We start from the raw sequence: 26,314 nt of genomic DNA, 5'->3' as shown, positions 1-26,314 counted from the left end.
TGAACCGCGGGTGCGCCTCGATGCCCCGGACCGTGTTCGGTATCTGAACTCACCATGCGCGAACGCCGACTTGACGACCCGTTAGACACCACTGGCGCGGCGGGAAAACTATGACCGCCGTTGACTCGTGTCAATAACCCGAACAGGAATCGACCGCGCGCCGACAAGAACCGAAGGGTGAAAGAGCTGCGGGGCCACCCGCGTGGGGTGGCCCCGCGGGTGGCTCAGTGAAGGGACGGGACGAGGGAGGTAACGGTGTCCACGACAGCCGCGACAACCGTCGTCAGCGGCTGTACGGCATCGACATCGCCGCCACCGGATCCGGCGCCCGAGGGCTCGGGCTCCGGCGCCGGTTCGTCACAGCAGGCGACCTGGGCGGCGCGGGGCGCGTACTGCGGGTCGCCCTGCTGCGGAACGTCCGTGGGAAGCGGCTGCGGCACGTCTCCCGGGGGCGCGCCCTCGGGCGACCCGGGCCCCGCCGACGCACCACTCCCCGGCGTCCCGCTCTTCCCGTCCACCTCCCCCTTTCCGTCCGGTTCGCCCTGCTTCACCCGCGCGTCGACGCCGGATTCCAGCGCCCAGCGCTGCCCGGCCGACCCGTCCCGGTCCCTCACCACGACCCGCGCCCCGGCCTTCGCGCTCGCGGGAGCGACGGCCAGCCCCTGGCTCCAGCGGAGCAGGAACTCGCCGCGCACCGTCAGGTCGTAGTGCACCTCGCCCGCGTGCACCAGGCAGCCGTCCAAAGTGACCGTGCGCGCGGTGGTGTCGGTGTCGAGGCAGAGTCCCGGGTCGGTGAGGCTGCGCAGCAGACCGTCCTGGTCGTACGACCACTGCTGGGACCCGGCGGTCGAGCAGGCCGCCATGGTGACGGCGGCGCCGGACCGCACCTGGCCGCCCGGAATGTCGAGGCACAGGCCGGAGGCGAGGCTGCGCAGCACGCCCTGCTGGACGACTCCCGCGACTCCCCCGTCGGCGCCGGCGGCCGACGCGGAGGCGGCGGAACCGTCGGACGAGGGCGCCCCGACAGGGCTCGGGCGGGTCGAACTGCCACTGGCCGCACCCCAAGTGACTTGTGGATCAGGCGAGTTGCCCCCTTCGGTCCAGCCCTTGGTGGCGAGCACGGTCGCGAGCAGCGCGAGGGAGGTCAGACCCACGCCCACGAGCGCGACCTTGGGGTGCCTGCGCGGGAAGGCCAACCGACCGTCCGGCGTGGGGCGGTGGCGGCCCATCGGACGGCGAGCGGCGCGGGCCGCGGACTCGGGGGTCTCGCGGCCGGGCCGTGAGTCGAGGTAGCGGCGGGCGCCCCAGCCGAGGACGGTCTCGGCGAGCAGCACTTCGAGGCCACCCTCGAAATGGCTCAACTGCTCTGCGGCGAAACGGCAGTAGCGGCACGTCACGAGATGCCGTTGCACATCGGGCAACAGACTGCCGCCGCGGCGGATCGGAACGTCCAGGAGCCGGTTGTAGTGACGGCATTCCGCGGTCGGCGCGAGTTCCTTATGGGCACGTGCACAGCCCTGCCGGAATTGCTCTCGCGCCTGGTCCAGCGCGGCGGTCGCGGTGACCTCGTCCACGCCCAGCAGACCGGCCGGTACGGATATGGGTTCGGCCTCGACCTCGGTGTGCCACAGCAGGCATTGGGAGGCGCCGGACAGTGCGCCGAAAGCCCGTTCCGCGAGCTTCCGCCTTTCCGAGGTGCCGGGCCTCGCCGCGCGTAGACCTCGGGCACCGGTGGGCTTACGAAGTTCCGGCAAGTAGGCGGCAATTCGCTCCTCCGCCGCCCACTTCTTCACCATCTCCCGTACCGCTACAAGGAGTTGGGGACGCAGCGCGCCGCCGGTCGCCCGCCCCGCCAGCACCTGGTGGAAGGCGGCGCTGGCCACCATGGACGCCGAACTCTCGGCGGTGGCAAGGCAGATGACCGCATATTCGCTTGTCGCCTGCCAGTGACGTGCCAGCAGCAGTGCCACGGCACGGGTGCCCGCCGCCTTATCGCCGAGTTGTGCCACGAGATTGCGGTCGGACTCCCCCGGGGTCGATCCGGGGCGGGGCGGGAACGGCGGGCGTGGGGGGTAGGGGGATTGCACGGAACCATTTCCTTCCAAGCCGCAGGGCGGCACACGGAATGCCCGCCCTCGGAAAGCAGGTGCTTGATTGGTGCATACCTATGAGATGTCAGAAGGCGCGGGAAGTGACGCTGACCATTGGCTTCCGGTGCCTACTGACGGCCGGTCTCACGGGGTGGCTCACACTCGCACAAGCTCCTGACAGGAAACAAGGAGTTCGAGTGACCGATGTTCAAAACGCGGAGAATTCAGATTGGTTACCGCCGGTATCCACAGGCGTCTCCACCAAATCTCCAACTCCCGCGCGAACTAAGGGCGGCACACAGGGAACTCCGAGGTTTCTCTCGGGGTGCTCTCATCACCGCGGGCCACCATGGGCCGCATGATCGCCCCCCACTCTTCAGCCACCCCCGCATCCGCCCCCGCGCCCACGGTCCGCAAGGCGGTCGTACCCGCCGCCGGGCTCGGCACGCGGTTCCTGCCCGCGACGAAGGCGACGCCGAAGGAGATGCTCCCGGTCGTCGACAAGCCCGCGATCCAGTACGTCGTCGAGGAGGCCGCGGCGGCCGGGCTCGACGACATCCTGATGGTCACCGGCCGGCACAAGCGCGCCATCGAGGACCACTTCGACCACGCCTTCGAACTGGAACAGGCGCTGGCCGCCAAGGGCGACACCGTGCGCCTGGACGCCGTACGCGATCCCGCGCGCCTCGCCGACATCCACCACATCCGCCAGGGCGACCCGCTCGGCCTCGGACACGCGGTGCTCTGCGCCCGCCACCACGTCGGCGACCAGCCGTTCGCCGTCCTCCTCGGCGACGACCTGATCGACCCGCGCGAGACCCTGCTCAGCCAGATGCTGGACGTCCGCGAGCGGTACGCCGGCAGCGTGGTCGCCCTGATGGAAGTCCCTGCGGAATCAGTCCACTTGTACGGCTGCGCGGCCGTGGAGCCGACCGGCGAGGAGGGCGTCGTACGCGTCACCGGCCTGGTCGAGAAGCCGTCCCGCGAGGACGCCCCGAGCCGCTACGCCGTCATCGGCCGCTACGTCCTCGACCCCGCGATCTTCCCCACCCTGGAGCGCACCCCGCCCGGCCGCGGCGGCGAGATCCAACTCACCGACGCCCTCCAGGAGTTGGCCGCCGAAGGCACAGTCCACGGAGTCGTCTTCAAGGGCCTGCGCTACGACACCGGCGACAAGGCCGACTACCTGCGCACGGTGGTCCGGCTGGCCTGCGACCGCGACGACCTGGGGCCCGAATTCGTCGCGTGGCTCAAGGAGTTCGTGGCGGGACTGGAGAGCGGACAGGCCGCCGAAAGCGACGGGAACGGCGAGAGCGAGGGTGGGCGGATCGCGGCCTGAGCGCCACCCGCACCACACACACGGGGCCCGGTCATCCGTAGACGATGACCGGGCCCCGTAACGAAGTTGAGCCGAGCTGAGCCGAGTTGAGCTGATCAGCCGTTCGGCCGGAGTGTCCAGGTGACCGTCATCTCGCCCGTGACGGCGCCGTCCTCGCGCTGAATGGCGACGGTGACCGGGAACTCGGGGCGCTGACCCGCGTCGAGTTCGGCGACGACGTCGGCGGCGGGGCGGCCGAGGGTCGCGGTGGCCTTCACCGGGCCGAGGGCGATCTTCTTGAACGCGATCTCGGCGTTGACCGGGAGCGGCACGGCACGCGAGAGCTGGTCGCCGAAAGCGGCGAGGACGATCGCACCGCTGGCGGACTCGCCGAGGGTGAACATCGCGCCGGCGTGCGGCCCGCCGACATGGTTGCGGTACTCGCTCTGGTCCGGCAGGGACAGCACGGCCCGCTCCGGACTGGTCTCCAGGTACTCCAGGTTCAGCGTGCGAACCATCGGCACCGTGGCGGCCAGCAACTCGCCTATGGACATCTGATCTGCGCTCATGAAGGGCATGTTACTCACGGGTAGCCAGGTCTGGCCAGATGTGTGCGGGCGCACACACCCGTCACACTTCAACTTGGTACGACCCTGACAAGGGGCGGTGACCCAACCGTGTCCGACGCCGCACTAGGGTTACTGCCCATGTGGCCAGGACAGCAGCCGCCCGGGGGCGAGCAGAACCCGCAGAACAACCCGTACCAGCAGCCGGGGTACCAACAGCCGAATCCGTATCAGCAGCCCGGCTATCAGCAACCCAATCCCTATGGGCAGCAACCACAGTGGGGCCCGCCGGGCCCGGCAGGTGGACCGCAGCCACCGCAGGGCGGGGGTGGCGGGAACCGGACGAAACTGGTCGCGATCATCGCCGCCACGGCCGTCGTCGTGGCCGCCGGTGTGACCGGATACCTGGTCCTGGGCGGCGACAAGGACGACAAGGCGGACGGCGGCAAGGACAAGTCGAGCCAGTCGCCGTCGGCGTCCCCGGACCCGAGCGCCTCCTCCTCCGGTTCGGACGACAACCCGCGCGGCAACGAGACCGAGAAGCCGACGATCGCGGGCTGGAAGGTCGTCGTCAACCAGAAGTACGGCACCGCCTTCGACGTCCCCGCCGGCTGGGAGGTCGGCAAGCCGGGCACCTTCACCTTCTTCGAGGACGAGGTGAAGGGCGACGGCTCCCCGTACATCGGCTTCTCGGCGCCCGCCTACCTGAAGCAGAACTACTGCGAGTCCGACGACAACAAGGACGGCACCAAAGAGACCTCGTCGCTGGCGTCGAGCGGCACCAAGGGCGAGGACGGCGCGAAGGACACCGCGAGCACCGCGCGCGGCGACGCGGCGGCGTTCGCGTTCGGCGGGTACACGGACCAGAAGGACTCGTCCAAGAAGTACCTGAAGATCGGCACGGCGAAGTCGTACACGACGAAGTCGGGTGTCGCGGGCAGCGTCGCGACCTCGTACACGTCCGGCGTCCCGAAGTCCGGCAAGTGCTCCTCCGACGGCAAGGCGACGTCGTTCGCCTTCAAGAACTCGGCGGGCGACTTCGTCTCCTGGACGCTCTACGGCGCGAAGGGCGTCAGCGAGGAGATCCCCGACGCCACGATCCAGCAGATCCTGAGCACCGTACGACTGCACGGGGACCCGACGGGCAGCACGAGCTGACGCTGTGTCTGTCGGCCCTTGGTGGTTGACCGTTCGGCTTGATTCTGGCGGCAATCCGTTTGGCGGGGTGTGGCATGGGCGGCGATAGTCGGCCGGTGACCGTCGCCCCCGCACCCGTCCCTCGTCGGCCGCGCCGACCCGACTGGGCGGGCCGCAACTACACGCTGCTGACCGCCGCCGCGGTGGCGACCGGCCTCGGTGGCAACGGCGCGCTGATCGCCGCCGCGTTCGCGGTGCTGGACGCGGGCGGCGACAGCGGTGACGTGGGTCTGGTGGCCGCCTCGCGCACGCTGCCGCTGGTGTTGTTCCTGCTGATCGGCGGCGCGATCTCGGACCGGGTGCCCCGGCACCACGTCATGGTCGCGGCCAACGCGCTGAGCTGTGTGTCGCAGGCGGCCTTCGCGGTGCTCGTCCTCACCGGCGAGCCGCGCATCTGGCAGATGATGCTGCTGACCGCGCTCGGCGGTACCGGCCAGGCGTTCTTCGGCCCGGCGGCCGAGGGCATGCTGATGTCCACGGTGAGCGGCGAACAGGCGGGCCGGGCGTTCGCCGTGTTCCGGATGGCGATGCAGGGCGCGTCGTTGGGCGGCGCGGCACTCGGCGGCGCGCTGGTCGCCGCGGTCGGCCCGGGGTGGGTGCTCGCGGTGGACGCGGCGGCGTTCGCGGTGGCCGGCGGACTCCGCTCCTTCCTCGACGTGAGCCACATCCCGCCGCGTGCGCCGGGCGGCGGCATGCTCGCCGATCTCCGGGACGGCTGGCGGGAGTTCATCGGCCGCCCGTGGTTGTGGTCCATCGTCGTGGCGTTCTCCATCGCCAACGCGGTGGTCGGCGCGGCGGACGCGGTCTACGGCCCGCTCGTCGCCCGCGACAGCCTCGGCGGCGCGGGTCCCTGGGGCCTGGCCCTGGCCGCGTTCGGCGCGGGCACGGTCGCCGGCGCCCTGCTGATGACCCGCTGGAAACCCCGCCGCCTGCTCCTCGCGGGCATGCTCGGCATCTTCCCCCTGGCCCTCCCGTCCGCCGCCCTCGCGGTACCGGTCCCGATCGGCGTCCTCTTCGCGGTGATGTTCGTCGCGGGCGCGACGGTGGAGGTGTTCGGGGTGAGCTGGATGACCGCCCTCCACCAGGAGATCCCCGAGGAAAAACTCTCCAGGATCTCGGCCTACGACTGGTTCGGCTCGATCGCGCTGATGCCGCTCGCGGCAGCGGCAGCGGGCCCGACGGAATCGGCCTTCGGGCGTACGGCGGCCCTGTGGGGCTGCGCGGCACTGGTCACGGTGGTCACGGGGGCGGTGCTGTGCGTGCCGGAGGTACGGAACCTGCGGCGACACACCGGATCGGTGCCTGAGGAGAAAGAGGAGAAAGAGGCGAAGCCGGAACCGGCCGCGAACGGATCAGCCGATGCCGAACGCTCCGTCGGGGGGCTCGGGTGACGGAACGGCGTCCTCGTCCCGGACCGGCCGCGCCCCGCCGATGAACTCCCGCAGCGCGGCCCCGTGTTCGAGCCGCGCCGGAAACGCGTCCGAGGCCACAAGCCGGGTCACGGCCACCGTGTCGACCGGGTGATGGGCGGCGACGAGCACCGCGTTGCCGAAGCGGCGTCCGCGCAGTACGGCCGGTTCCGCGATCAGCGCCAACTCCTTGAACACCGAACCGAACGTGGCGAGTTGGGCCCGCAGGAAGGTGAAGGGAGCGGCATCCGCGAGGTTGGCGAGGTAGACGCCGTCGGCCCGCAGGACACGCTCGGCTTCACGGGCGTACGCCACGGACGTGAGGTGCGCCGGAACCCGCGAACCGCCGAAGACATCGGCGACGATCACGTCCGCCGAACCGTCCGGCGCCGCTTCGAGCCAGGCGCGGGCATCGGCGCCGTGCACGGTGACACCGGCGCCCTCCGGCAACGGCAGGTGCTCGGTGACCAGCTCCAGCAGCCCCCGGTCGTCCTCGACCACGTCCTGCCGTGAACCGGGCCGGGTCGCCGCCACGTACCGGGGCAATGTGAACGCCCCGCCACCCAGGTGCAGCACGTCCAGCGGGCGCCCCGGTTCCGCGAGGGTGTCCAGCACATGCCCGAGCCGCCGCGTGTACTCGAACTCCAGGTGGGTGGGCTCGTCCAGGTCGACGTAGGACTGCGGCGCCCCGTCGACGGTGAGCAACCAGGCCCGCTCCCGGTCGACGTCGGGCATGAGTTTCGCGGTCCCGTGATCAACGTCCCGGGTCACGGGTATCGGCTCGTTCACGGGTAGTGGCTCGTTCACGGAGTCCATTGTGCCGGGCCTGCGGCGGGGGTGGACTTGGGCGGGGGTGGACTTGGGCGAGGGTTCGTCGGGTCGGCCCGTCAAGACCCCCAGACCTTCGCCACCTCCCCCACATGCGCCGCCGCCTGTTCCCGCCCCGCCCGCGCCGCAGCCGCCCGCAACGACGGGTCGAGCGGATTGCGGCCGAACGCCTGCTTCGCTTCCGGGGACGGCGAGACGACGACCGCACGGGCGCCCTGCTCCACCAGTCGCCGGGTCTGGGTCAACGGGGACACCAGGGGACCACCCCCGAGGGTTATCGGCGCGAGGACGACGACCTGGTCGTAGCCCTCGGCGAGCTGTGCGTTGGCCGCCGAGTGGATACCGCCGTCGATCCAGCGACGGTCCTCGATCGTGACCGGCGGCCACACGCCAGGGACCGCACAGCTGGCGGCCACGGCGTCGCCGAGCGGCACCCCGCTGTCCTGGTCGAAGACCCGCAGCTCACCCGTCACCGTGTCGACGGCCGTGATGTGCAACGCGCGGTCGGGCCACTCCGGTGAGACGAGCCGGGTCTCGATCGCGGCGCGCCGGGCCGCGGCGGCGGGTGTCCTGGCGGCGAGTGCCATACGGCCGATCTTCCGCCCGTACGCCTCGGGGGTACGCGAGGTCACCGTCGCCCAGGCATAGCGGAGCAGCAGGCTGATACCGAGTCGGCCGGGGATCTCGCCCTCGGGGGCGGCGAGTTGACGCTCGTAGACCTCCTCGAGCGTGCCGGCCCGCAGTTGGGCGCCGACGGTCGAACCCGCCGACGTACCGATCACGACATCGGCGTCGGAGAGATCGACGCCGGCCTCGCCCAGCCCGTACAGCACCCCGGCCATCCAGCCGATCCCGCTGCTGCCCCCGCCACCGAGTACAAGTGCCTTGCCCGCCATGGTGCCTCCGCCTTCCCCACGCCTCGCCACAACCGCCGTCGCGATCAAGTCTTGCGCACGCCACTGACAATCCCGGGTACGAGCCCCTGACCTGGGCCGCAGAGGACAGCTCGCCCTGGAACGCGCATGGGTGCCCGCCCCCGAAGGGACGGGCACCCACTCCGCTCAACCGACGCCGCTCAACCGACCTCCGTCACCGTCCCGGCCCCCACCGTCCGCCCGCCCTCGCGGATCGCGAAGCCGAGCCCCGGCTCCAACGGGACCTCACGGCCCAGCTCGACCGACATGGTGACGGTGTCACCGGGTCGCGCGATCGCCGTCTCACCGAGGTCGATGTCGCCGACGACGTCCGCGGTGCGGATGTAGAACTGCGGCCGGTAGCCCGTCGACACGGCGGTCGTACGGCCTCCCTCGCGCGCCGACAGGACGTACACCTGCGCCGAGAAGCGGCGGCTGGGGACGACGCTGCCGGGCGCCGCGACGATGTGCCCGCGCCGGACCGCGTCGCGTGGGACACCGCGCAGGAGCAGCGCCACGTTGTCGCCGGCCTGGGCCTCCGCCATGGGCTTGCCGAAGGTCTCCAGGCCGGTGACCACCGTGTCGACGGCGGCCCCGAGCACTTCGATCCGGTCGCCCACCCGGACCGTGCCGCGCTCGATCGCCCCGGTGACGACGGTCCCGCGCCCGGTGATCGTGAGCACGTTCTCGACCGGCAACAGGAACGGCGCGTCCAAGTACCGCTCGGGCATGGGCACATACGTGTCCACGGCGTCGAGCAGCGCGTCGATCGACGCCGTCCAACGGGGGTCCCCCTCAAGGGCCTTGAGGCCGGACACCCGCACGACGGGTACAGAGTCGCCGCCGTAGCCGTTCGCCGTGAGCAGTTCGCGGACCTCCAGCTCCACCAGGTCGGTGAGCTCGTCGTCGCCCACGTCGGCCTTGTTGAGCGCGACCACGATGTGGTCGACGCCCACCTGCCGGGCGAGCAGCACGTGTTCGGCGGTCTGCGGCATGATCCCGTCGAGCGCGGAGACGACGAGGATCGCCCCGTCGAGCTGCGCGGCCCCGGTGACCATGTTCTTGACGTAGTCGGCGTGGCCCGGCATGTCCACGTGCGCGTAGTGCCGGGTGTCGGTCTCGTACTCGACGTGCGCGATGTTGATGGTGATGCCGCGCGCGGCCTCCTCCGGCGCCCGGTCGATCCGGTCGAACGGTACGAAGGTGGACGCGCCGCGCTCGGCGAGGACCTTGGTGATGGCGGCGGTCAGGGTGGTCTTGCCGTGGTCGACATGGCCCATCGTGCCGATGTTCAGATGCGGTTTCGTGCGGACGTATGCCGTTTTGGACATGGCGGTACCTCGAAGCCTCTCCAGTGGTGAAAAGCCCAGTGGTGAAAAACGGGACCCCGAGGACTCGCCGACCCTCCCCCTGCGGGGTCCGCCGGACGATCCGGAGAGGGTCAGCTTCGGGCGCCGTCGACTGCGGCGAGGAGAACGGGATCGAGCACGGGAACGGCAGCCTTCGGAGCATCCGCGACCGCGGATGCTGCGTGGTGGAAGGCGAACCGGAACATGGCTCCGATCATTGCCGACGCTTTGCCCTGCGTCGAACGATTTATCAGCACGTGGGACGTCAGGCGCCGATGTTCTTCAGTGCTTATTCCTCAGGGCTGATTCTTCAGGGCTGATTCTTCAGGGCCTCGCGCACCGACAGCGGCGCGAACCGCCCCTTCTCCCGGGCCAGGAAGTCCCGTACCGCCTCCGGGTCCGTCCAGGCGTACTCCCGCAGGCACCAGCCGATCGCCTTGCGGATGAAGAACTCCGGGTGCCCGGACTGGCGCAGGCAGTACGCGAAGAGGCGTTCCGTGTCGGTGTGCTCCTTGTAGCGCACTTGGTGGAGGAGGGCGGTGCGGGCGACCCACATGTCCTCGTCGACGATCCACGCGTCCATGTCCGTCGCCAGCTTCGGATCGGCGGCTACCAGGCCTCCCACTACGTGGGAGGCGAGTGCGTCGACGTTGTCCCACCAAGGGACCGTCGAGACGAGGTGGCGGGCGACCGGCAGGAAGCCGGACGTGCAGTGCCTCACATGGCGGCGCAGGTAGTCCACCGCGAAGTACTGGTACTCGCGCTCCGGCAGCTCCCAGCAGCGCAGGGCGATCGCGGTGCAGTCGGTCTCGTCGGGGCGGGGTGTGCCCTCCAGGACCGTGCGGGACAACGCCCTGCGTACGGGGGTGGTGAGGCCCAGGAAGGGCGCGACGTCCTTCATGTACGCCCGCATGGGCACGGCCCGCTCCGGGTCGGCCGCGGCGGCGTACGTGGCCGTGAGCCGCTCCAGCACGGTGTCCGCGAGAACGCTGCCCGGCACCCGCGCGGTGCCCGCACCTGTGACGCTCATGAGACGAACCATACGGCGATCACATACACAGGTCGGTTAGTGTCGCCGACATGCTCGCCGATGCCGCCACCGACTCTGGGGGCACCCGCTTTGGGGGCACCGCCACGGCCACTCCCCAGGCCCCTGCCACGGCACTCGCCGCCGTCGTGACCGTCCCCGCGGCCATGGCCGTAGCGCCTCTGCCGCCCGTCATCCCGGCCGGCTTCGCCGCGCGCTGCACGAGAGCCCTGCTCTCGCCGTGGTCGCGGCTGTCGCTGCTGCTCGTGCTGCTCGCCGGGGCGGCGTCGACCGTGCTGCTCTTCCACCCGCAGAGACTGCTCTCCGACGGCTGGCCGCCCCAACTCGGCGGTGCCATGGCCGCGTTGGTGTTCGCGGCGGCGTACGGCCTGTGCAGCGTGGCGTTCGTACCGCGCCCCCTGCTGAACCTCGCGGCGGGCGCGCTGTTCGGCTCCCAGCTGGGCACCGGCGCGGCACTGGCCGGCACGGTGCTCGGCGCCGGGATCTCCTTCGGCCTGGGCCGTGTGCTGGGCCAGGACGCCCTGCGCCCGCTGCTGCGGGGCCGGTGGCTGAAGGCGGCGGACGGCCAGCTCAGCCGGCACGGCTTCCGCTCGATGCTGGCGGCGCGGCTCTTCCCGGGACTGCCGTTCTGGGGCGTGAACTACTGCGCGGCCGTCTCCCGTATGCGCTGGACGCCGTTCCTGCTCGCGACGGCGCTCGGCTCGATCCCGAACACCGCCGCGTACGTCGTCGCCGGTGCCCGCGCCTCCAGCCCGACCTCGCCGGCCTTCCTGATCGCGATGGCCTGCATCGCCCTGCCGGCCCTGGGCGGCGCGGTGGTGGCCTGGCGCAAGCGCCACCACCTACGAGCCCAGTGAGGGATCAGACCGCCTCAAGGATCATCGCGTTGGCGAGACCCCCCGCCTCGCACATCGTCTGCAGCCCGTAACGCGCCCCCCGGTCCCGCATCGCGTGCACCAGCGTGGTCGTCAGCCGCGTACCGCTCGCCCCGAGCGGATGCCCGATCGCGATGGCCCCACCGTGCACGTTGACCTTGGCGAGATCCGCACCCGTCTCCTGCTGCCAGGCCAACACAACGCTGGAGAACGCCTCGTTGACCTCGAACAGGTCGATGTCGTCGAGGGTGAGCGACGCCCGGCGCAGCACCTTCTCGGTGGCCGGGATGACGCCGGTGAGCATGAGCAGCGGGTCGGAACCGGTCACCGCGAAGCTGTGCAGCCGGGCGAGCGGGCGCAGGCCGAGACGGGCCGCCGTCTCGCTGGACGTGATGAGCACGGCGGAGGCGCCGTCATTGATGGGGCTGGAGTTGCCGGCGGTGATGTTCCACTCGATCTGCGGAAAGCGCTCGGCGTACGTCGCGTCGTAGAAGGCGGGCTTGAGACCGCCGAGGATCTCGGCGGTGCTGCCGGGCCGTACGCACTCGTCGCGCGAGGCGCCCGCCAGGGGTGTCACCTGGGCGTCGAACAGTCCCGCGTCCCAGGCGGTGGCCGCCTTCCGGTGCGAGGAGACCGCGAAGGCGTCCAACTGGTCCCGTGTCATCGACCACTTGGCGGCGATGAGTTCGGCGCTGATGCCCTGCGGGACGAGGCCCTCCGGGTAGCGCCCGGCGACTCCGGGGCCGAAGGGGTCAGTGCCGGGCAGCACGCTCGACCCCATCGGTACACGCCCCATGGACTCCGCTCCGCAGGCCACGACGATGTCGTACGCCCCGGAGATCACGCCCTGCGCCGCGAAGTGCACGGCCTGCTGGGACGAGCCGCACTGGCGGTCCACGGTGGTCGCGGGCACCGACTCCGGGAAACCGGCGGACAGCACGGCCTGCCGGGTGATGTTCACGGCCTGCTCACCGACCTGGGTGACCGTGCCGCCGATGACGTCGTCGATCGTCTCCGGGTCGATGCCGGTGCGTTCGACGAGGGTGCGCAGGGTGTGCGAGAGGAGTTCGACGGGGTGGACCTGGGCGAGGGAGCCGTTCGGCTTGCCCTTGCCTACGGGCGTGCGTACGGCTTCGACGATCACTGCGTCACGCGCAATTTTTACAGACATCGTGCGGGCCTCCACAACGATCAAGGGAACAGCAACCAGAACTACTAGTGAGTAGGAAATCCAAACTCACGATAGCTTGGTCAGTTGGAAAATCAAACCCTCCCTTAAAGTGGGTGCTATGGCCGCCCCCAAAGACCCGCGCCCCTGCTCCATCGCCGACGCCCTCGCACTCGTCGGCGAGAAGTACTCCCTGCTCGTCCTACGGGAGGTGTGCCTCGGAAATCGCCGCTTCGACCAGCTGGTCCGCAACATCGGCGCCCCGCGCGACGTCCTGGCCACCCGGCTGCGCCGCCTCGTCGACGCCGGGATCCTGACCCGGCGGACCTACAGCGAGCACCCGCAGCGCTTCGAGTACCGGCCCACGGAGGCGGGTCTCGAACTGGAGCCGGTCCTGATGACCCTCATGGCGTGGGGCGACCGGCATCTTCGAAGGGATCAGCTCGATCGCCCCATGGTGATCGAGCACATCTGCGGCAACGAACTGATCCCCGCCGTCACTTGCACGGCGTGCGGCGCCCCGGTCCACCACCAGGACCTGACGGCCCACCCGCAGACACCCGGTTGGACGGTGACGGGCCCCACCGCAGCCTGAGATCCAGACCTACTGCCCCTTGTAGACGTCCAACCGCCCGCACATCCCGAACTTCCCATACGCGGACGGCTGTTCGGCCCGTACCCCGGCATCGGCGAGGTGCGAGAAGTCCCCCTGTTCAAGCCGGTCGAGCTGCGCCCCCGTGGCCGTAGCAGCAGCCCGCGCCCCCCGCTCCCAGCGCTCGCGCCACTCCGCCAGCCGGGGTCGTACCAGTGCGGCGGCGGCCCGGTGGAACGCGGCCAGCGCCTCCGGACCCTCGGCGGAGCGCAGCGCCCGGTAGCCCTCCAGGGCGAGGTCGCGCCGGGCCCGGGCGACCCGTTCCTGCTCCGCCTCGGGCGCGTCGGCCGGGATCACGGTGGCGGCGGCGTACGTCTCCGGGTCGGTGAGGTACTGCGGGGGCAGCGTGAGCACCGCGTCCCCCGCCTCGGGCAGCCCGCTGTTCTGCATGAGGACGGTGATGCGCAGGTCGCCCTCGTTGACGAGCCGGTGGATGGTGCCCGGCGTGAACCAGGCGACCGTTCCGGCCGCGAGCGGCGTCACCTCGTATCCGGAGGTCGTCAGCGTCTGCACCGCGCCCTGCCCGCCGGTGACGACGTACCCCTCCGAACAGGTCAGGTGCATATGGGGAGTTCCGCCGCACACGCCGGCGTCCATTTCGGCATCGACCTCGGCAGGCCAGTCGTAGACGGACAGATGCGAGACGGCGACCCCGCCCGGCAACCCGGAGAAACCCCCTGCGGGCCCTGCACTCACCACGGCCGCGCCTCCAGGTACTTGGCGATCTCCTCCCGCTCCCACGCCCCGTCGGCCACGACGACCCGGTAGCGCCGGGTGAGCGTGTCGCCGGGGTCGAGCACCAGCTCGTCGTAGAAGGCGTAGGAGGGGGCGATTCCCGCGAACGGCTCGTTGCGCACGAACCAGTGATCGGGGTGGGTGCCCTGAGCGCCGGACTCGTCGTTCTCGGGGGCGTGCGCGAAGACGATCGTCGCGTGGCCGTCGGTGCCGTCGTGCTCGCCGGAGACCGCGAGCCAGGGGCCCTGGGAGCCCATCAGTTCGGGGCCCTCGCCGTCGGGGCCGATGATCCGGCCGTCGCGGAAGGCGCGCGGGCCGCGCCAGAAGAGGCCGGTGTAGCCCGCCGCCTCGCGCCCGTGGGTGGTCGGGCTGCCGAACAGCAGGGGCTCGTCACGGCGGTTCGTCACGGCGCTCGTCCAGGTCAGCGCCCACGAACCGGACTCCGCGTCCGTGTCCACATCGTGCACCTCGATCCGGCGCTGCTCGTCGGCCCAGAGTTCACCGCTGTACGGATGCCAGGTCAGCCGTTCGGCGATGACCAGACGCGAATCGTCGGCGTCGATCTCGTCAAAGGCGACATGGGCCATCGACCCGACCCGCTCCGGGAGTTGGAGATACCCCTCACCGTGAACGTATGTGTTGCCGCCCCACAGGTTCTGGCCCGACAGATGCGAGGCGGTGAACTGCAGCCCCTTGTGCCAGCGGTGGTCGTTGGGCCGGTAGTCCGTGACGACGTCACCGGCAAGGGTCCGGATCGGGTGGAGGTACGGCTTCGGCGCCTCCCAGGCGGCCTCGGGCCGGTACACATAGCTGAACAGCTCGACGCCGGTGGCCGGTTCGGTCACCGTGATGCGGTCCCCGTGGGCATGGACGATACGTAGGCCGGTCACGCCGACACCTCCTCGCGCGCCACAGGCGCCCAGCCGGGGGCGCCGCCGTGCAGCGCCGTGTAATAGGGGTCTCCGGGGCCGATCTCGCCGGCCCGCACGGTCGTGTCCGTGAACGCCGACTTGTAGAGCGCGGTGATCAGCTCCAGGCTGGTGCGCCCGTCCGCGCCACTGCTGCGCGGCCGTTCGCCGGCCCGCATGCTGACGACGAGTTCGCGCAACTGCTCCAGGTGCGAACTCGGCACGTCCGGCCCGAAGTCCTGCCAGGCCGCGACCTCCTCGCCCGATACCTCCGGGGCGGGGGTGATGCGCCAGTTGTCGTTGCTGTGCCCGTACAGGTGGGTGAGTTCGACGGTGGCGCGCTCGCAGTCGATGCGGATACGGCTGACCTCGTCGGGGCTCAGCACGCTGTTCACGACGGTCGCCATCGCGCCGTTCTCGAAGCGGACCAGCGCGGTCGAGACGTCCTCGGTCTCCACGTCGTGGACCAGCCGCCCGGCCATGGCCTTCACCTCGCTCCACGGCCCGAGCAGATCGAGCAGCAGATCCATCTGGTGGATGCCGTGCCCCATCGCGGGACCGCCGCCCTCGGTCTCCCAACGCCCGCGCCAGGGCACGGCGTAGTAAGCGGTGTCGCGGTACCAGGTGGTCTGGCAGTGCGCCACGAGGGGCCGTCCCATCGCCTGCTCGGCGAGCAGCCGCCGCACATGCCGGGAGCCCGACCCGAAACGATGCTGAAAGACGATCGAGGCGAACGGCCCACCGGCCGTGCCCTTTCCTGGCCCCTCTTCCGCACCCCCTTCCACACCCTCCGCGCCTTCTTCTTTCGCCGCGCCTTCTTCTTTCTCCACGGCGTCGAAGTCGGCCAGCGTCGGCACCGGCGGCTTCTCGCACCAGACCCAGGCGCCGGCCCGCAGCGCGGCGATCGTCTGCGCGCGGTGCAGGGTGGGCGGGGTGCAGATGGTGACGAGGTCGGGCCGCTGTTCCCGGAGCATCTGCTCCAGGTCGGTGTAGGCGTGCGGGATCCCGGCCTCGGCGCAGAAGGACTCGACCGACTTGGCATCGATGTCAACGGCCGCGACGACCTCGGTCTCGCCCTCCTCGGCGAGCCGGGCGAGCGCGGGAAAATGGGAACCCCGGCCGATGGCACCGGCGCCGACCACGGCGGCTCTGATGCGTCGGCCGGTGAGCGGTGGCAAGGGCTGGAACGCCCCGGGGTTGGTGGCTTGTGTGGACATGGGCGTGATCAGCACTCCTCCGGGGACAGCGAGCGCATGCAGCAAGCGCTTTCCTCCGCTGCAACGTATGCGCCGCCCCCGCAGCTGGTCAACACCGCGAACCCGGAGTCGTCGGACCACTCGTGAAACCTCTGTGTGCGGGGGCACGCAACCGCCCTGAAACCTCTGGCCCGGAGTCGCGCGACCGCCGTGAAACCCCTGTGTCCGGCCTGTCACACCGGGACGCTACGCTGCCCCTCACACACACTCGTTCACCGCGCGCGGCGTTTTGGTGTGTCCTTTGCCCCTCCTCGATCAGCACTTGGACGCCGTAACTCCATGTCTTGGTTTGAATCCCTCATCCTCGGACTCGTCCAGGGGCTGACCGAGTTCCTCCCCGTCTCCTCCAGCGCGCATCTGCGGCTGACGGCGGCCTTCTCCGGCTGGGAGGACCCGGGCGCCGCCTTCACGGCGATCACCCAGCTCGGCACGGAGGCGGCGGTGCTGATCTATTTCCGCCAAGATGTCGGGCGCATTCTCGCCGCGTGGTTCCGGTCGCTCACGAACAAGGAGATGCGGCGCGATCACGACGCCCAGATGGGCTGGCTGGTGATCGTCGGCTCCATCCCGATCGGCGTACTCGGCGTGACGCTCAAGGACCAGATCGAGGGGCCGTTCCGCGATCTGCGGATCACCGCCACGATGCTGATCGTGATGGGCGTCGTCATCGGCATCGCCGACCGCCTCGCGGCCCGCGATGAGAACGGCGGCCGACACCGCGCCCCCAAGCAGCGCAAGACCCTGCTGGACCTCAACACCAAGGACGGCCTGCTCTACGGCCTCTGCCAGGCGATGGCGCTGGTCCCCGGCGTCTCCCGCTCGGGCGCGACCATCAGCGGCGGCCTGTTCATGGGCTACACCCGCGAGGCGGCGGCCCGTTACTCCTTCCTCCTCGCCATGCCGGCCGTACTGGCCTCGGGCGCCTTCGAGTTGAAGGACGCGGCGGAGGGCGGGCATGTCGCGTGGGGACCGACGATGTTCGCGACGGTGATCGCGTTCGTGGTCGGGTACGCGGTCATCGCCTGGTTCATGAAGTTCATCTCGCACAAGAGCTTCATGCCGTTCGTCTACTACCGCATCGCCCTCGGCATCGTCATCATCGCGCTGGTGACGGCGGGCGCGCTGAGCCCGCACGCGGCGGAGTCGGCGGGCTGAGTCAACTCCCGGGCAGGGCAAGGGCCCACGGCTCGGGATCGAGTTCATGGACGGGGGGGGGAGCCAACTCGTGGTACTGACGCAGCAGTTCGCCCGCGTGACCTCCGAGTACCTCGACCGCTGCCGCACTTCGGCCCTCACCACGTCCGGCCCGCACGGGATACCGGGGTCGCCGCGCCCGTGACCAACCCCATACGGTCTGAGTAGCCGTCTGGTAGCGCAGTGTCAGTCCTTGCCCCTAGGCTGTTCGCATGTCCCCCGATTCCGTGGCCCCTGGTTCCGTGCGGTCTGCTTCCGAGGTGAACGAGCAGATCCGGGCACTCTGGCTGCGTGCGGGCGGCTCGCTCTCCACCCAAGAGCGCGAGGAATACGAGCTGTTGGTGGTCGAGTGGGCCAAGGCGATACGCGACGAGGTCATCGCGGCGGCCTGAACGGAACAGCACAGCCGAGCCGCAACGAATCCTGGACGAGCCGTGCCGGCCCGCGCTCACCGCCCGCCCGACACCCGCACCACCGTCCCCGTCGCGTAGGACGCCTCCGGCGACATCAACCAGGCGATCGCGGCGGCGACTTCCTCAGGCCGGCCAGCCCGCCGCAGCGGAATCGACGCCGCCAACCGCTCGGGGCGGTCCGGGTCGCCCGACCTCGCGTGGATCTCCGTGTCGATGACGCCGGGCGCGACCGCGTTGACGCGGATGCCGTCGGGGCCGAGCTCTTTGGCGAGGCCGAGCGTGAGGGCATCGACGGCGGCCTTCGTCGCGGCGTAGTGGACGTAGTCGCCGGGGCTGCCGAGGGTGGCGGCGGCGGACGACACGTTCACGATGACGCCGTTTCCGCGTGCCGTCATGACCCGCGCGGCGCGGCGCGAACACAGCAGTGTGCCCAGGAGGTTGACCTCGACGATCCGGCGCAGGTCCGCGGGGTCACTGTCGGCGAGGCGGCCGAACGGGCCGGTCACCCCGGCGTTGTTGACCAGGCCGGTGACCGGGCCGAGTTGCTCCTCGGCCGCCGTGAAGAGCCGCTCGACGTCCGCCTCGACGGACGTGTCAGCCCGTACGCAGACCGAACGGGCACCGGCGCGCCGTACCGCCTCCGCGACGTCCTCGGCGGCATCCGCGTCCCGGAGGTAGCCCACCAGCACGTCGTGCCCGTCCTCCGCGAGCCGTCGGCAGGTCGCGGCGCCGATCCCCCGGCTGCCCCCGGTGACGACCGTGACAAGACGTTTCATCAGCACTCCTCGCGACGACGACCACTCAATGTTCCCCACCTTGTATCCGCGTCCCCCTTGGCGCGACACCCTCCGTAGCCAACACTGAGCCGATGACGCAGCGTGTGGAACTGGCGATTGTGATGGACCGGCTGGCCGTGGACGAAGTGATCACCGAATACGCGGTGGCGGTGGACGACGGCGACTGGGGGGCGTACCGGAAACTGTTCGCCCCGGACGGGCGAGCCGACTACCGGTCCGCCGGAGGGATCGAGGGGAACGCTGAACAGATCGCCGAGTGGCTCGCGGAGAGCATGAAGCTCTTCCCGATGCGACAGCACCTGATCGTCAACCGGCGGATCCGCTTCGGAGCCCTGGACCAGCACACCGACGACACCGCCCGGGTCCAGGCCGACTATGTCAATCCGATGCGCTTCGCCAAGGAGGACGACAGCGACGGTTCCACCGCGCCCGACTTCGTGTGCGGCGGGCGGTACGCCTTCGGGCTGCTGCGGGCGGACGACGGCTGGCGGCTGACCGAGGTCGTCGTGGAGGAGAAGTGGCGGCGCCTTCCCGAGCGGCGCCCGGAAGCCGTGGTCAACTGATACGACCGGTTCGGCGTCCGCTGTCCGGGATAGGCCGCGGCACGCACACCGGAGCCACCAGTGGGTAGGGGGTTCGCATGAAGGACTTCGGCGACTGGCTCGTCTCCCCCTGGCGGCGTTCCCTGCTCGCCGTGTTCGCGGGCGCCCTGCCCGTGTTCGCGTTCCCCGCGCCGTCCCTGTGGTGGTTCGCCTACGTCGCGCTCGTCCCCTGGATCCTGCTGACGCGCTCGGCGCCGACCGGGCGACGGGCGGTCTACGACGGCTGGTTCGGGGGGCTCGGGTTCATGCTGGCCGTGCACAGCTGGCTGGTGCCGAGCCTGAGCGTGTTCATCGTGGTCATCGCGGGGCTGCTCGGCGCGCTGTGGGCTCCGTGGGGCTGGCTGGTGCGGCGCTTCCTCGGTGGCGTGCCGTCGCCCCGGCGGGGCGGTGCCGCGCTGCTCGTCCTGCCCTCGGGCTGGCTGATGGTCGAACTCGTGCGGTCCTGGCAGGGGTTGGGCGGCCCTTGGGGGCTGCTCGGCTCCACCCAGTGGCAGGTGGAACCGGCGCTGCGGCTCGCGTCCGTCGGCGGGGTGTGGCTGCTGAGCTTCCTGGTGGTGGCCGTCAATGTCGCGGTCGCCGTGCTGGTCGCGGTCCGCGCGGTGCGGGTGCCCGCCGTCGCCGGGCTTCTGGTCACCACCGCCGTGACCTCGGCGGCCTGGGTGTGGTCGCCGCGCCCCGACGTCGACGGCCACGTCCGGATCGCCGTTGTACAGCCCGGGATCATCGACGGCGACGAGAGCGGCGCCCGGCGCTTCGACCGCGAGGAGCAGCTGACCCGCCAACTCGTCGGCCAGGACGTCGACTTGATCGCCTGGGGCGAGAGCAGCGTCGGCTTCGACCTCACCAAGCGGCCCGATCTCGCCCGCCGTATCGCCGCCCTCTCCAAGGAGACCGGCGCCGACATCCTGGTCAACGTGGACGCCGAGCGCTCCGACAAGCCCGGCATCTACAAGAGCTCGATCCTGGTCGGCCCCAACGGCCTCACCGGCGACCGCTACGACAAGATGCGGCTCGTCCCCTTCGGCGAGTACATCCCGTTCCGCTCCCTGCTCGGCTGGGCCACCTCCGTCGGCAAGGCGGCGGGCGTGGACCGCAGGCACGGCACCGAGCAGGTCGTGATGAACGCGGGGCACGGGCTGCGCATCGGCCCGCTGATCTGCTTCGAGACCGCGTTCCCCGACATGAGCCGCCATCTCGCCCAGGACGGCGCGGACGTCCTGCTCGCCCAGTCGTCGACCTCGTCGTTCCAGAACAGCTGGGCCCCGGAGCAGCACGCCACCCTCGCCGCCCTGCGCGCCGCCGAGACCGGCCGCCCGATGGTCCACGCCACCCTGACCGGCGTCTCCGCCGTCTACGGCCCGAGCGGCCGGCGCATCGGATCATGGCTGGGCACCAACAAGAGCACGACCCAGGTCTACGACGTCCCGCTCGCGCACGGCGTCACGCCGTACGTCCGCTACGGCGCCTGGCCGGTGGGTATGGCGCTGCTGATCCTCGCGACGATGTGCGCCGGCGAGGGGGTACAGGCGCTCAGGCTGCGGCGGACCGGTCCGCGACCGCTCGTACCACCCGCTCGCACAGTTCGTGAGTCGCCAGCGCGTCCCGGGCGCTGAGCACCTTTCCGGCGCGTACGGCGTCGAGGAACGTGAGGACGGCCTGCTCGATGCCGCGCTGCCGGGCCACCGGGACCCAGTCCCCGCGGCGCCGTATCGTCGGCTGGCCCTTGTGGTCGACGACCTCGGCGAGGTTGAGGACCTGACGCTTGGTGTCCTGGCCCGAGACTTCCAGGATCTCCTCCACCGAGCCGCTGAGCCGGTTCATCACCCCGAGCGCGGTGAAGCCGTCGCCGGAGAGCTGGAGCACGAGGTGGTGCAGCAGTCCGTCCTGGACGCGGGCGCGCACGGTCACGTCCTCGATCGGCCCCGGCACCAAGAACCGCAGGGTGTCCACGACATGGATGAAGTCGTCCAGGATCATCGTGCGCGGCGCTTCCGGGAGCCCGATCCGGTTCTTCTGCATGACGATCAACTCGCGCGGGTGGTCGACACACTGCGCGTACCCGGGGGCGTAGCGCCGGTTGAACCCGACCGTGAGCGACACGTTCCGCTCCTCCGCGAGCCTCACCAACCGCTCGGAGTCGGCGAGTTCGTACGCCATCGGCTTGTCGACGTACGTCGGTACGCCCGCCTCCAGCAGCCGGGTGACGATCTCGGGGTGCACGATCGTGGGTGCGTGCACGAACGCGGCGTCGAGGCCCTGCGCGAGGAGCGCGTCGAGGTCCGTGTGCCGCCGGTCCTGCGGCACGTGGAGGCCGTCGGCGACCCGGGCGAGGGTGGCGGGGGTGCGGGTCTGGAGGTGCAGCTCGACCCCGGGCAGGCTGCCGAGAACCGGCAGGTAGGCCTTCTGCGCGATGTCACCGAGTCCGATGCAGCCGACCTTCACGGAGTCTCCCAACGCTCGCCCAGCGGTACCTCCTGTACCTCCTCGGAAGCATACGGCGGGGGAATACCCGTTGGTGCGGGCGGTCTGAGCACGCGAGGATGCGGGCATGACCATCGAGCGCAGTGAACCCGCCACCACCGCCGACGAACGCACCATGCTGGAAGGCTGGCTGAAGTACCACCGGGACACCCTGGCCTGGAAGTGCGAGGGACTGACCGACGAGCAGCTGAGGACCGCTTCCGTGGAGCCGTCCACGCTGTCGCTCATGGGCCTGGTGCGGCACATGGCGGAGGTGGAGCGGGGCTGGTTCCGCAAGGTCATGGCGGACGAGCAGGTGGACCCGATCTACTACACCGACGAGGACCCGGACGGCGAGTTCCATCTCACCGAGGCGGACAGCTGGGCGGAGGCGTACGCCACCTGGCAGGCCGAGATCGAAGTGGCGAACGAGTACGCGGCCCGGTTCGCCCTGGACGACGTCTCCGTGGGCAAGCACCGGCGCACCGGTGAGCGCTTCAACCTGCGCTGGATCTACACCCACATGATCGAGGAGTACGCCCGGCACAACGGCCACGCCGACCTGCTCCGCGAGCGGATCGACGGCAACACCGGCGACTGACACCGGCGACTGACACCGGCAGCTAACACCGGCGACTGACGTCACGTCACCCGACACCCGTCACCCGGAGCAGGCGCGCGCCGTCCGTAAGGGGGCGGAGATCACCCGTGTGGGGCATCATCCGCCCGTCCGCTGTCCCAAACGGGGCCGGAACCAGCAGAGTTGCGCGGGTGCATCGAACGACGACCACCGCAACGCTCCTGGTCACCGTGGCTGTCTCGGCCCTCTCCGGCTGTGTGACGGTCCAGCGACCGGCGGCCCCCGCTCCCCCGGCCGTACCGTCACACGCGTCGGTGCCGCGCCCGGACGGCAGCGCGGAGCCGCAGGTCGTACAGGCCCCGGCGCGGGAGGCGCTGGAACTCATCGACCCGTCCCACCGCCCGAAACCCGCCACGCATCCGCCGCACCGCGTACCGGTCCAGCCCCCGAAGGCGGCCCAGGCACCGGTCCCCCGCTCACCTCAGCACACTCACTCGCATTCCCAGCCCCATCCGCACCCGAAGCCGCACCACCCCCGGCAGCCGGGCGCAGACATTCCGGACGTGGTGAAGTCGGTGCCCAAGAACACGCAGGACGTCTGCGCCCTGGGCAAGAAGTACGGCGGCTGGCAGTCGGACAGCCCGCAGTCGGTCATCTGCGGCCAGACGTACGGGCGTTGAGGCGAGAGGGCTCCGGAATCACAGTGCCGCCGGGACCCTACGGCCGCTGTCTCGGCGGCCCCCAGCTCTCGCCCCCGCCCGCGCCCCCGTCGCCCAGCCGCAGCTCCAGCCGGCCGATCGCGGCCCGCACCCCGTTGCCGTAGCCGTCGTCGGCGAGGACGGTGCAGGCGGCGCGGGCGCGGCGGATGTGGGTGCGGGCGGCGTCCGGGCGGTCGAGCTTCACATAGTCGGCGGCGAGGTTGAGGTGCAGGGAGGGGTAGAAGGCGCGGATCGCGATCGCCCCCTCCTGGCCGACGTCCCCGGTGTCCCCGGTGTCCCCGGTGTCTTCGGCCTCCCCGGGGTTTCCGGTGTTCCGCCCGTCCGCCAGTTCGTCCGCCGCCGACAACGCCCTGAGATCCCAGGCCAGTTCGTCGGTCGGGTCGTCCTGGGTGTCGGCGAGGTAGTGGGCGAGTGTGCAGCGGTGGAGCGGGTCGCCGTCCTCGCCCAGCTCCGTCCACAGGCCCAGCAGCCGCTCCCGGGCCTCCTCGCGGTCGCCGCCGTGGTGCAGCATGACGACCTGTCCGATCCGCGTCAGCACAGCGTCCGGCGCCGCCTGCTCCTGTCGCTCCGCCACCGCGTCCTCCGCACTCGCCAGCCACCCTGGCTGTCTCCATCGACGCTAACCGGCGGCACTGACAATCCCCGTCAGGCGGCCCCGGACCGGCCCGGGTGGGGTCAGCCCAGGTTCGGGATGCGCCAGTCGATCGCGGTGTGGCCCTGCTTCGCGACGGCCTCGTCGATCTGGGTGAACGGGTGGGAGCCGAAGAACTTCTTGGCCGACAGCGGGGAGGGGTGCGCGCCCTTGACCACCACGTGGCGCTCCTCGTCGATCAACGGGAGCTTCTTCTGCGCGTAGTTCCCCCACAGGACGAAGACCGCCGGGTCGGGGCGGTCGGCCACCGCGCGGATCACCGCGTCCGTGAACTTCTCCCAGCCCTTGCCCTTGTGCGAGTTCGCCTCGCCGGAGCGGACCGTGAGCACCGCGTTGAGCAGCAGGACACCCTGCTGGGCCCACGGCATCAGATAGCCGTTGTCCGGGATCGGGAGGTCCAGCTCCTCCTTCATCTCCTTGTAGATGTTCCGCAGGGAGGGCGGGGTCTTCACCCCGGGGCGGACCGAGAAGCACAGGCCGTGGCCCTGGCCCTCGCCGTGGTACGGGTCCTGGCCGAGGACCAGCACCTTCACCTGGTCGTACGGCGTCGCCTCCAGCGCGGCGAAGACCTCCTCGCGCGGCGGGTAGACCGGGCCCTTCGCGCGCTCCTCCTCGACGAACTCGGTCAGCTCCTTGAAGTAGGGCTGCTGAAGCTCGTCGCCCAGGACCCCGCGCCAGGACTCGGGGAGCATGGAGATGTCGGTCACGTCAACTTCCTTACCGTGTGCGGCAACTGCGATGAGGGGCGACCGCGCGATGCGGTCGCTGCCATGCCCAGAACCTACAGGCGGCCACTGACAACGGGTGCCAAGAGCCCTGTCACCAGCTGGTCTTGCGGTACAGCTCCCACATCATCATGATCGTCGACGGGTCCAGGGCCTGCTCCCCGCCGGAGACGTCCTCGCTCGCGGCCACGTACTGCCGGCCCTGCCACAGCGGCAGCAGCCGCGCGTCGTCCACCAGGACCTGCTGGGCGTCCTCGAACTCCTTGACCACGTCGGCCCGGTCGCTCTCCTGGCGGGACTCGGGCAGCAGTACGTCGGTGATCCTGGTCGACGGGTAGGGCGTACCGAGCGCGTTCTGCCGCCCCACGAACGGCGCGATGAAGTTGTCGGCGTCGGGGAAGTCCGGGGACCAGCCGCGCCCGAACACCGGGTACTCGCCCTTCTGGTAGCCCGTCACGTACGTCTTCCAGGGGCGGCTCCTCAGGGTGATCGTGAAGAGCCCGGAGTTGTCCAACTGCCGCTTCAGTTCCCTGAATTCGAGGGCGGTCTCGGAGCCGTAGCGGTCGCTCGTGTACCAGAGGGTGAGCGGGACGGGCTGCTTGATGCCCGCGTCGGTGAGGAGCTTGCGGGCCTTGGGGACGCTGGGGTCTCCGAAGTCGTCGAAGAAGGCGGTGGTGTGGCCGGTGAGGCCCTTGGGGACCATCGAGTAGAGCGGGTCCACGGTGTCGCGGTAGATCTTGTGGGTGATCGCCCCGCGGTCGACGAGCTGGGCGACGGCCTTGCGGACGGCGAGGTTCCCGGCCCACTTGTCCTTGGGGTTGAACACCAGGTAGTTGATGTCGGTGCCGGAGCCGTCGACCAGTTGCAGGCTCTTGGAGGCGCGGCCCTGGAGGGCGATGATGTCGTCGGCGGCGAGGCCGCGGTAGGTGACGTCGATCTTCCCGTCCCGCAGCGCCTTGACCATGGTGGCGGAGTCCTGGAAGTAGCGGATCGTCACCGCGCTGTTCTCGCGCCGGGCGAAGCCCTTGTAGTGGTCGTTCTTGACCAGTCGGGCCTGTTTCCCGTCGTCGTACGACTTCAGGGTGTACGGCCCGGAGCCGAAGACCTTGCCGTCCTTGCGCAGGGAGTGCGCGGGGTAGTCGTCGGGGTCGACGATCGACATGGCCGGGGTGGCGAGCACGAACGGGAAGGTGGCGTCGGGCTTGTTGAGGTGGAAGACGACCTCGCGGTCGCCGAGGACCTGTACCCGGTCGAGGCTGCCGAGCAGGCCTGTGGGTCCGCCCGACACGTCGATCTGCCGGATCCGGTCGATGGAGTGCTTGACGGCCCGGGCGTCGAGGGTGTCGCCGTCGGCGAACTTCATGTCCGCGCGGAGTTCGCAGCGGTACGTCGTGTTCGAACCGTCGGTGAACGCACAGCTCTTGGCCGCGTCGGGCTCGGGTGTGGTCGCGCCGGACGGGTAGGCCAGCAGCGTCTGGTAGATGTTGCGGAACAGCTCCCAGGAGCCGTCCCAGGAGGCGGCCGGATCGAGTGTGCTGGGGGCGCTGGTGGTCCCGACGACGATGGCTCCCCGGTCGTCGGGATTCTCGTCCGAGAACACACCGCATCCGGCCATCAGGGATATCGACGCGATCGCCGTGCCTGCCCGCAGGCCTCGGTTCCGGGTGAACACACGCACGCTCCTCGATCCGCCGTACCAAGGGTCGGCAGACCGTACCGCAGTTCCCCGCCCGGAAAAGCTGGTTCGGACGGGGCTGTTGAGCAGCGTTTCTATGACGACGTTGTCATTCGGCTGTGCGCGTTTTATGTCCTGACACGGGCGCCGATTCCGTCAAGGGAACAGCAAAGAGATCGGCGCC

At 70.4% G+C, this 26,314-nt stretch carries 26 protein-coding genes; 11 read left to right on the top strand and 15 right to left on the bottom strand.

Going from position 1 to position 26,314, the window contains the following annotated elements:
• Positions 1 to 224: 224 nt before the first annotated feature.
• Positions 225 to 2,009 carry an RICIN domain-containing protein gene (locus SPR02S_RS56170; RefSeq protein ID WP_019059440.1) on the bottom strand — a complete coding sequence of 595 codons (1,785 nt, stop codon included), beginning with the start codon at positions 2,007 to 2,009 and terminating at the stop codon, positions 225 to 227.
• Positions 2,010 to 2,448: 439 nt separating this feature from the next.
• Here SPR02S_RS56170 and galU point away from each other — a divergent pair, with 439 nt between their 5' ends.
• Positions 2,449 to 3,429 (top strand): UTP--glucose-1-phosphate uridylyltransferase GalU, encoded by a 981-nt coding sequence (gene galU / locus SPR02S_RS23445; protein WP_052347037.1) that lies wholly within the window; start codon positions 2,449 to 2,451, stop codon positions 3,427 to 3,429.
• Positions 3,430 to 3,524: 95 nt separating this feature from the next.
• On the opposite strand, the gene SPR02S_RS23440 is transcribed toward galU, so the two are convergent.
• Positions 3,525 to 3,962, bottom strand: a complete 438-nt coding sequence (locus SPR02S_RS23440; protein ID WP_019059438.1) for a DUF4442 domain-containing protein — start codon at positions 3,960 to 3,962, stop codon at positions 3,525 to 3,527.
• Positions 3,963 to 4,115: 153 nt separating this feature from the next.
• On the opposite strand from SPR02S_RS23440, the gene SPR02S_RS23435 reads away from it, so the two are divergent.
• Together SPR02S_RS23435 and SPR02S_RS23430 are read left to right on the top strand one after the other, a co-directional pair.
• Complete coding sequence (locus SPR02S_RS23435) at positions 4,116 to 5,132, top strand: DUF8017 domain-containing protein (protein WP_026150810.1); 1,017 nt, start codon at positions 4,116 to 4,118, stop codon at positions 5,130 to 5,132.
• Positions 5,133 to 5,206: 74 nt separating this feature from the next.
• Positions 5,207 to 6,562: an MFS transporter gene (locus tag SPR02S_RS23430; protein WP_052347032.1), complete on the top strand. Its 1,356-nt coding sequence runs from the start codon at positions 5,207 to 5,209 to the stop codon at positions 6,560 to 6,562.
• Here SPR02S_RS23430 and SPR02S_RS23425 read toward each other — a convergent pair.
• The 4 genes from SPR02S_RS23425 to SPR02S_RS23405 all read right to left on the bottom strand — a co-directional run bounded on the left by SPR02S_RS23425 (position 6,524) and on the right by SPR02S_RS23405 (position 10,701).
• A complete protein-coding gene (locus SPR02S_RS23425; protein ID WP_019059435.1) occupies positions 6,524 to 7,369 on the bottom strand; it encodes a spermidine synthase in 846 nt (281 codons plus the stop codon). The genes SPR02S_RS23430 and SPR02S_RS23425 overlap by 39 nt on opposite strands.
• Positions 7,370 to 7,467: 98 nt before the next feature.
• Complete coding sequence (locus SPR02S_RS23420; protein WP_019059434.1) at positions 7,468 to 8,304, bottom strand: patatin-like phospholipase family protein; 837 nt, start codon at positions 8,302 to 8,304, stop codon at positions 7,468 to 7,470.
• 179 nt (positions 8,305 to 8,483) lie between these two features.
• Entirely contained in the window at positions 8,484 to 9,653 is a 1,170-nt protein-coding gene (gene tuf, locus SPR02S_RS23415; protein WP_019059433.1) for an elongation factor Tu, read from the bottom strand.
• Positions 9,654 to 9,981: 328 nt separating this feature from the next.
• Positions 9,982 to 10,701, bottom strand: a complete 720-nt coding sequence (locus SPR02S_RS23405) for a DNA alkylation repair protein (RefSeq protein ID WP_019059431.1) — start codon at positions 10,699 to 10,701, stop codon at positions 9,982 to 9,984.
• A gap of 50 nt (positions 10,702 to 10,751) precedes the next feature.
• On the opposite strand from SPR02S_RS23405, the gene SPR02S_RS23400 reads away from it, so the two are divergent.
• Positions 10,752 to 11,576, top strand: a complete 825-nt coding sequence (locus SPR02S_RS23400) for a TVP38/TMEM64 family protein (protein ID WP_019059430.1) — start codon at positions 10,752 to 10,754, stop codon at positions 11,574 to 11,576.
• A 4-nt stretch (positions 11,577 to 11,580) separates the two neighbouring features.
• On the opposite strand, the gene SPR02S_RS23395 is transcribed toward SPR02S_RS23400, so the two are convergent.
• The gene (locus SPR02S_RS23395) at positions 11,581 to 12,765 is read right to left on the bottom strand and encodes a thiolase family protein (RefSeq protein ID WP_043258446.1); all 1,185 of its coding nucleotides are present in this window, start codon (positions 12,763 to 12,765) and stop codon (positions 11,581 to 11,583) included.
• Positions 12,766 to 12,883: 118 nt separating this feature from the next.
• Between SPR02S_RS23395 and SPR02S_RS23390 the strand changes: the two genes are divergently transcribed.
• A complete protein-coding gene (locus SPR02S_RS23390; protein ID WP_019059428.1) occupies positions 12,884 to 13,357 on the top strand; it encodes a winged helix-turn-helix transcriptional regulator in 474 nt (157 codons plus the stop codon).
• Positions 13,358 to 13,366: 9 nt separating this feature from the next.
• Here the strand turns inward: SPR02S_RS23390 and SPR02S_RS23385 are convergent, their stop codons facing one another.
• Genes SPR02S_RS23385 through SPR02S_RS23375 form a run of 3 tightly spaced genes read right to left on the bottom strand, consistent with a single transcriptional unit; the run spans position 13,367 to position 16,274 of the window.
• Complete coding sequence (locus tag SPR02S_RS23385) at positions 13,367 to 14,110, bottom strand: cupin domain-containing protein (RefSeq protein ID WP_373283331.1); 744 nt, start codon at positions 14,108 to 14,110, stop codon at positions 13,367 to 13,369.
• Entirely contained in the window at positions 14,107 to 15,039 is a 933-nt protein-coding gene (locus tag SPR02S_RS23380) for a DUF6807 domain-containing protein (RefSeq protein ID WP_019059426.1), read from the bottom strand. Before SPR02S_RS23380 ends, SPR02S_RS23385 begins: the two co-directional genes overlap by 4 nt.
• Positions 15,036 to 16,274: a Gfo/Idh/MocA family protein gene (locus tag SPR02S_RS23375; RefSeq protein ID WP_086021651.1), complete on the bottom strand. Its 1,239-nt coding sequence runs from the start codon at positions 16,272 to 16,274 to the stop codon at positions 15,036 to 15,038. The genes SPR02S_RS23380 and SPR02S_RS23375 overlap by 4 nt, the downstream gene beginning before the upstream one ends.
• Positions 16,275 to 16,592: 318 nt before the next feature.
• On the opposite strand from SPR02S_RS23375, the gene SPR02S_RS23370 reads away from it, so the two are divergent.
• Positions 16,593 to 17,468 carry an undecaprenyl-diphosphate phosphatase gene (locus SPR02S_RS23370; RefSeq protein ID WP_019059424.1) on the top strand — a complete coding sequence of 292 codons (876 nt, stop codon included), beginning with the start codon at positions 16,593 to 16,595 and terminating at the stop codon, positions 17,466 to 17,468.
• Between the two features lie 251 nt (positions 17,469 to 17,719).
• Positions 17,720 to 17,899, top strand: a complete 180-nt coding sequence (locus SPR02S_RS56165) for a hypothetical protein (protein WP_043258438.1) — start codon at positions 17,720 to 17,722, stop codon at positions 17,897 to 17,899.
• Positions 17,900 to 17,955: 56 nt separating this feature from the next.
• Here the strand turns inward: SPR02S_RS56165 and SPR02S_RS23355 are convergent, their stop codons facing one another.
• Positions 17,956 to 18,696 (bottom strand): SDR family NAD(P)-dependent oxidoreductase, encoded by a 741-nt coding sequence (locus tag SPR02S_RS23355; protein WP_019059421.1) that lies wholly within the window; start codon positions 18,694 to 18,696, stop codon positions 17,956 to 17,958.
• 92 nt (positions 18,697 to 18,788) lie between these two features.
• Here SPR02S_RS23355 and SPR02S_RS23350 point away from each other — a divergent pair, with 92 nt between their 5' ends.
• Together SPR02S_RS23350 and lnt are read left to right on the top strand one after the other, a co-directional pair.
• Complete coding sequence (locus SPR02S_RS23350) at positions 18,789 to 19,280, top strand: nuclear transport factor 2 family protein (RefSeq protein ID WP_019059420.1); 492 nt, start codon at positions 18,789 to 18,791, stop codon at positions 19,278 to 19,280.
• Between the two features lie 77 nt (positions 19,281 to 19,357).
• Positions 19,358 to 20,932: an apolipoprotein N-acyltransferase gene (gene lnt / locus SPR02S_RS23345; RefSeq protein ID WP_019059419.1), complete on the top strand. Its 1,575-nt coding sequence runs from the start codon at positions 19,358 to 19,360 to the stop codon at positions 20,930 to 20,932.
• Here the strand turns inward: lnt and SPR02S_RS23340 are convergent.
• Positions 20,850 to 21,761 (bottom strand): Gfo/Idh/MocA family protein, encoded by a 912-nt coding sequence (locus SPR02S_RS23340; RefSeq protein WP_019059418.1) that lies wholly within the window; start codon positions 21,759 to 21,761, stop codon positions 20,850 to 20,852. The two genes, lnt and SPR02S_RS23340, sit on opposite strands and share 83 nt — an antisense overlap.
• A 106-nt stretch (positions 21,762 to 21,867) precedes the next feature.
• Between SPR02S_RS23340 and SPR02S_RS23335 the strand changes: the two genes are divergently transcribed.
• Both SPR02S_RS23335 and SPR02S_RS23330 read left to right on the top strand, forming a co-directional pair.
• Complete coding sequence (locus tag SPR02S_RS23335; RefSeq protein ID WP_019059417.1) at positions 21,868 to 22,380, top strand: DinB family protein; 513 nt, start codon at positions 21,868 to 21,870, stop codon at positions 22,378 to 22,380.
• 170 nt (positions 22,381 to 22,550) lie between these two features.
• Complete coding sequence (locus tag SPR02S_RS23330; protein ID WP_019059416.1) at positions 22,551 to 23,039, top strand: hypothetical protein; 489 nt, start codon at positions 22,551 to 22,553, stop codon at positions 23,037 to 23,039.
• 37 nt (positions 23,040 to 23,076) lie between these two features.
• Here SPR02S_RS23330 and SPR02S_RS23325 read toward each other — a convergent pair whose 3' ends face one another.
• From SPR02S_RS23325 to SPR02S_RS23315, 3 genes are all read right to left on the bottom strand, one after another.
• Entirely contained in the window at positions 23,077 to 23,652 is a 576-nt protein-coding gene (locus SPR02S_RS23325; protein WP_019059415.1) for a hypothetical protein, read from the bottom strand.
• A 101-nt stretch (positions 23,653 to 23,753) separates the two neighbouring features.
• Positions 23,754 to 24,437 carry a uracil-DNA glycosylase gene (gene ung, locus SPR02S_RS23320; RefSeq protein ID WP_019059414.1) on the bottom strand — a complete coding sequence of 228 codons (684 nt, stop codon included), beginning with the start codon at positions 24,435 to 24,437 and terminating at the stop codon, positions 23,754 to 23,756.
• Positions 24,438 to 24,549: 112 nt separating this feature from the next.
• A complete protein-coding gene (locus SPR02S_RS23315) occupies positions 24,550 to 26,127 on the bottom strand; it encodes an ABC transporter substrate-binding protein (RefSeq protein WP_019059413.1) in 1,578 nt (525 codons plus the stop codon).
• Between the last annotated feature and the right edge of the window lie 187 nt (positions 26,128 to 26,314).

It is taken from the genome of Streptomyces prunicolor NBRC 13075, assembly GCF_000367365.1.
GTDB lineage: Bacteria > Actinomycetota > Actinomycetes > Streptomycetales > Streptomycetaceae > Streptomyces > Streptomyces prunicolor.
This window is presented reverse-complemented; position numbering and strand designations above follow the sequence as displayed.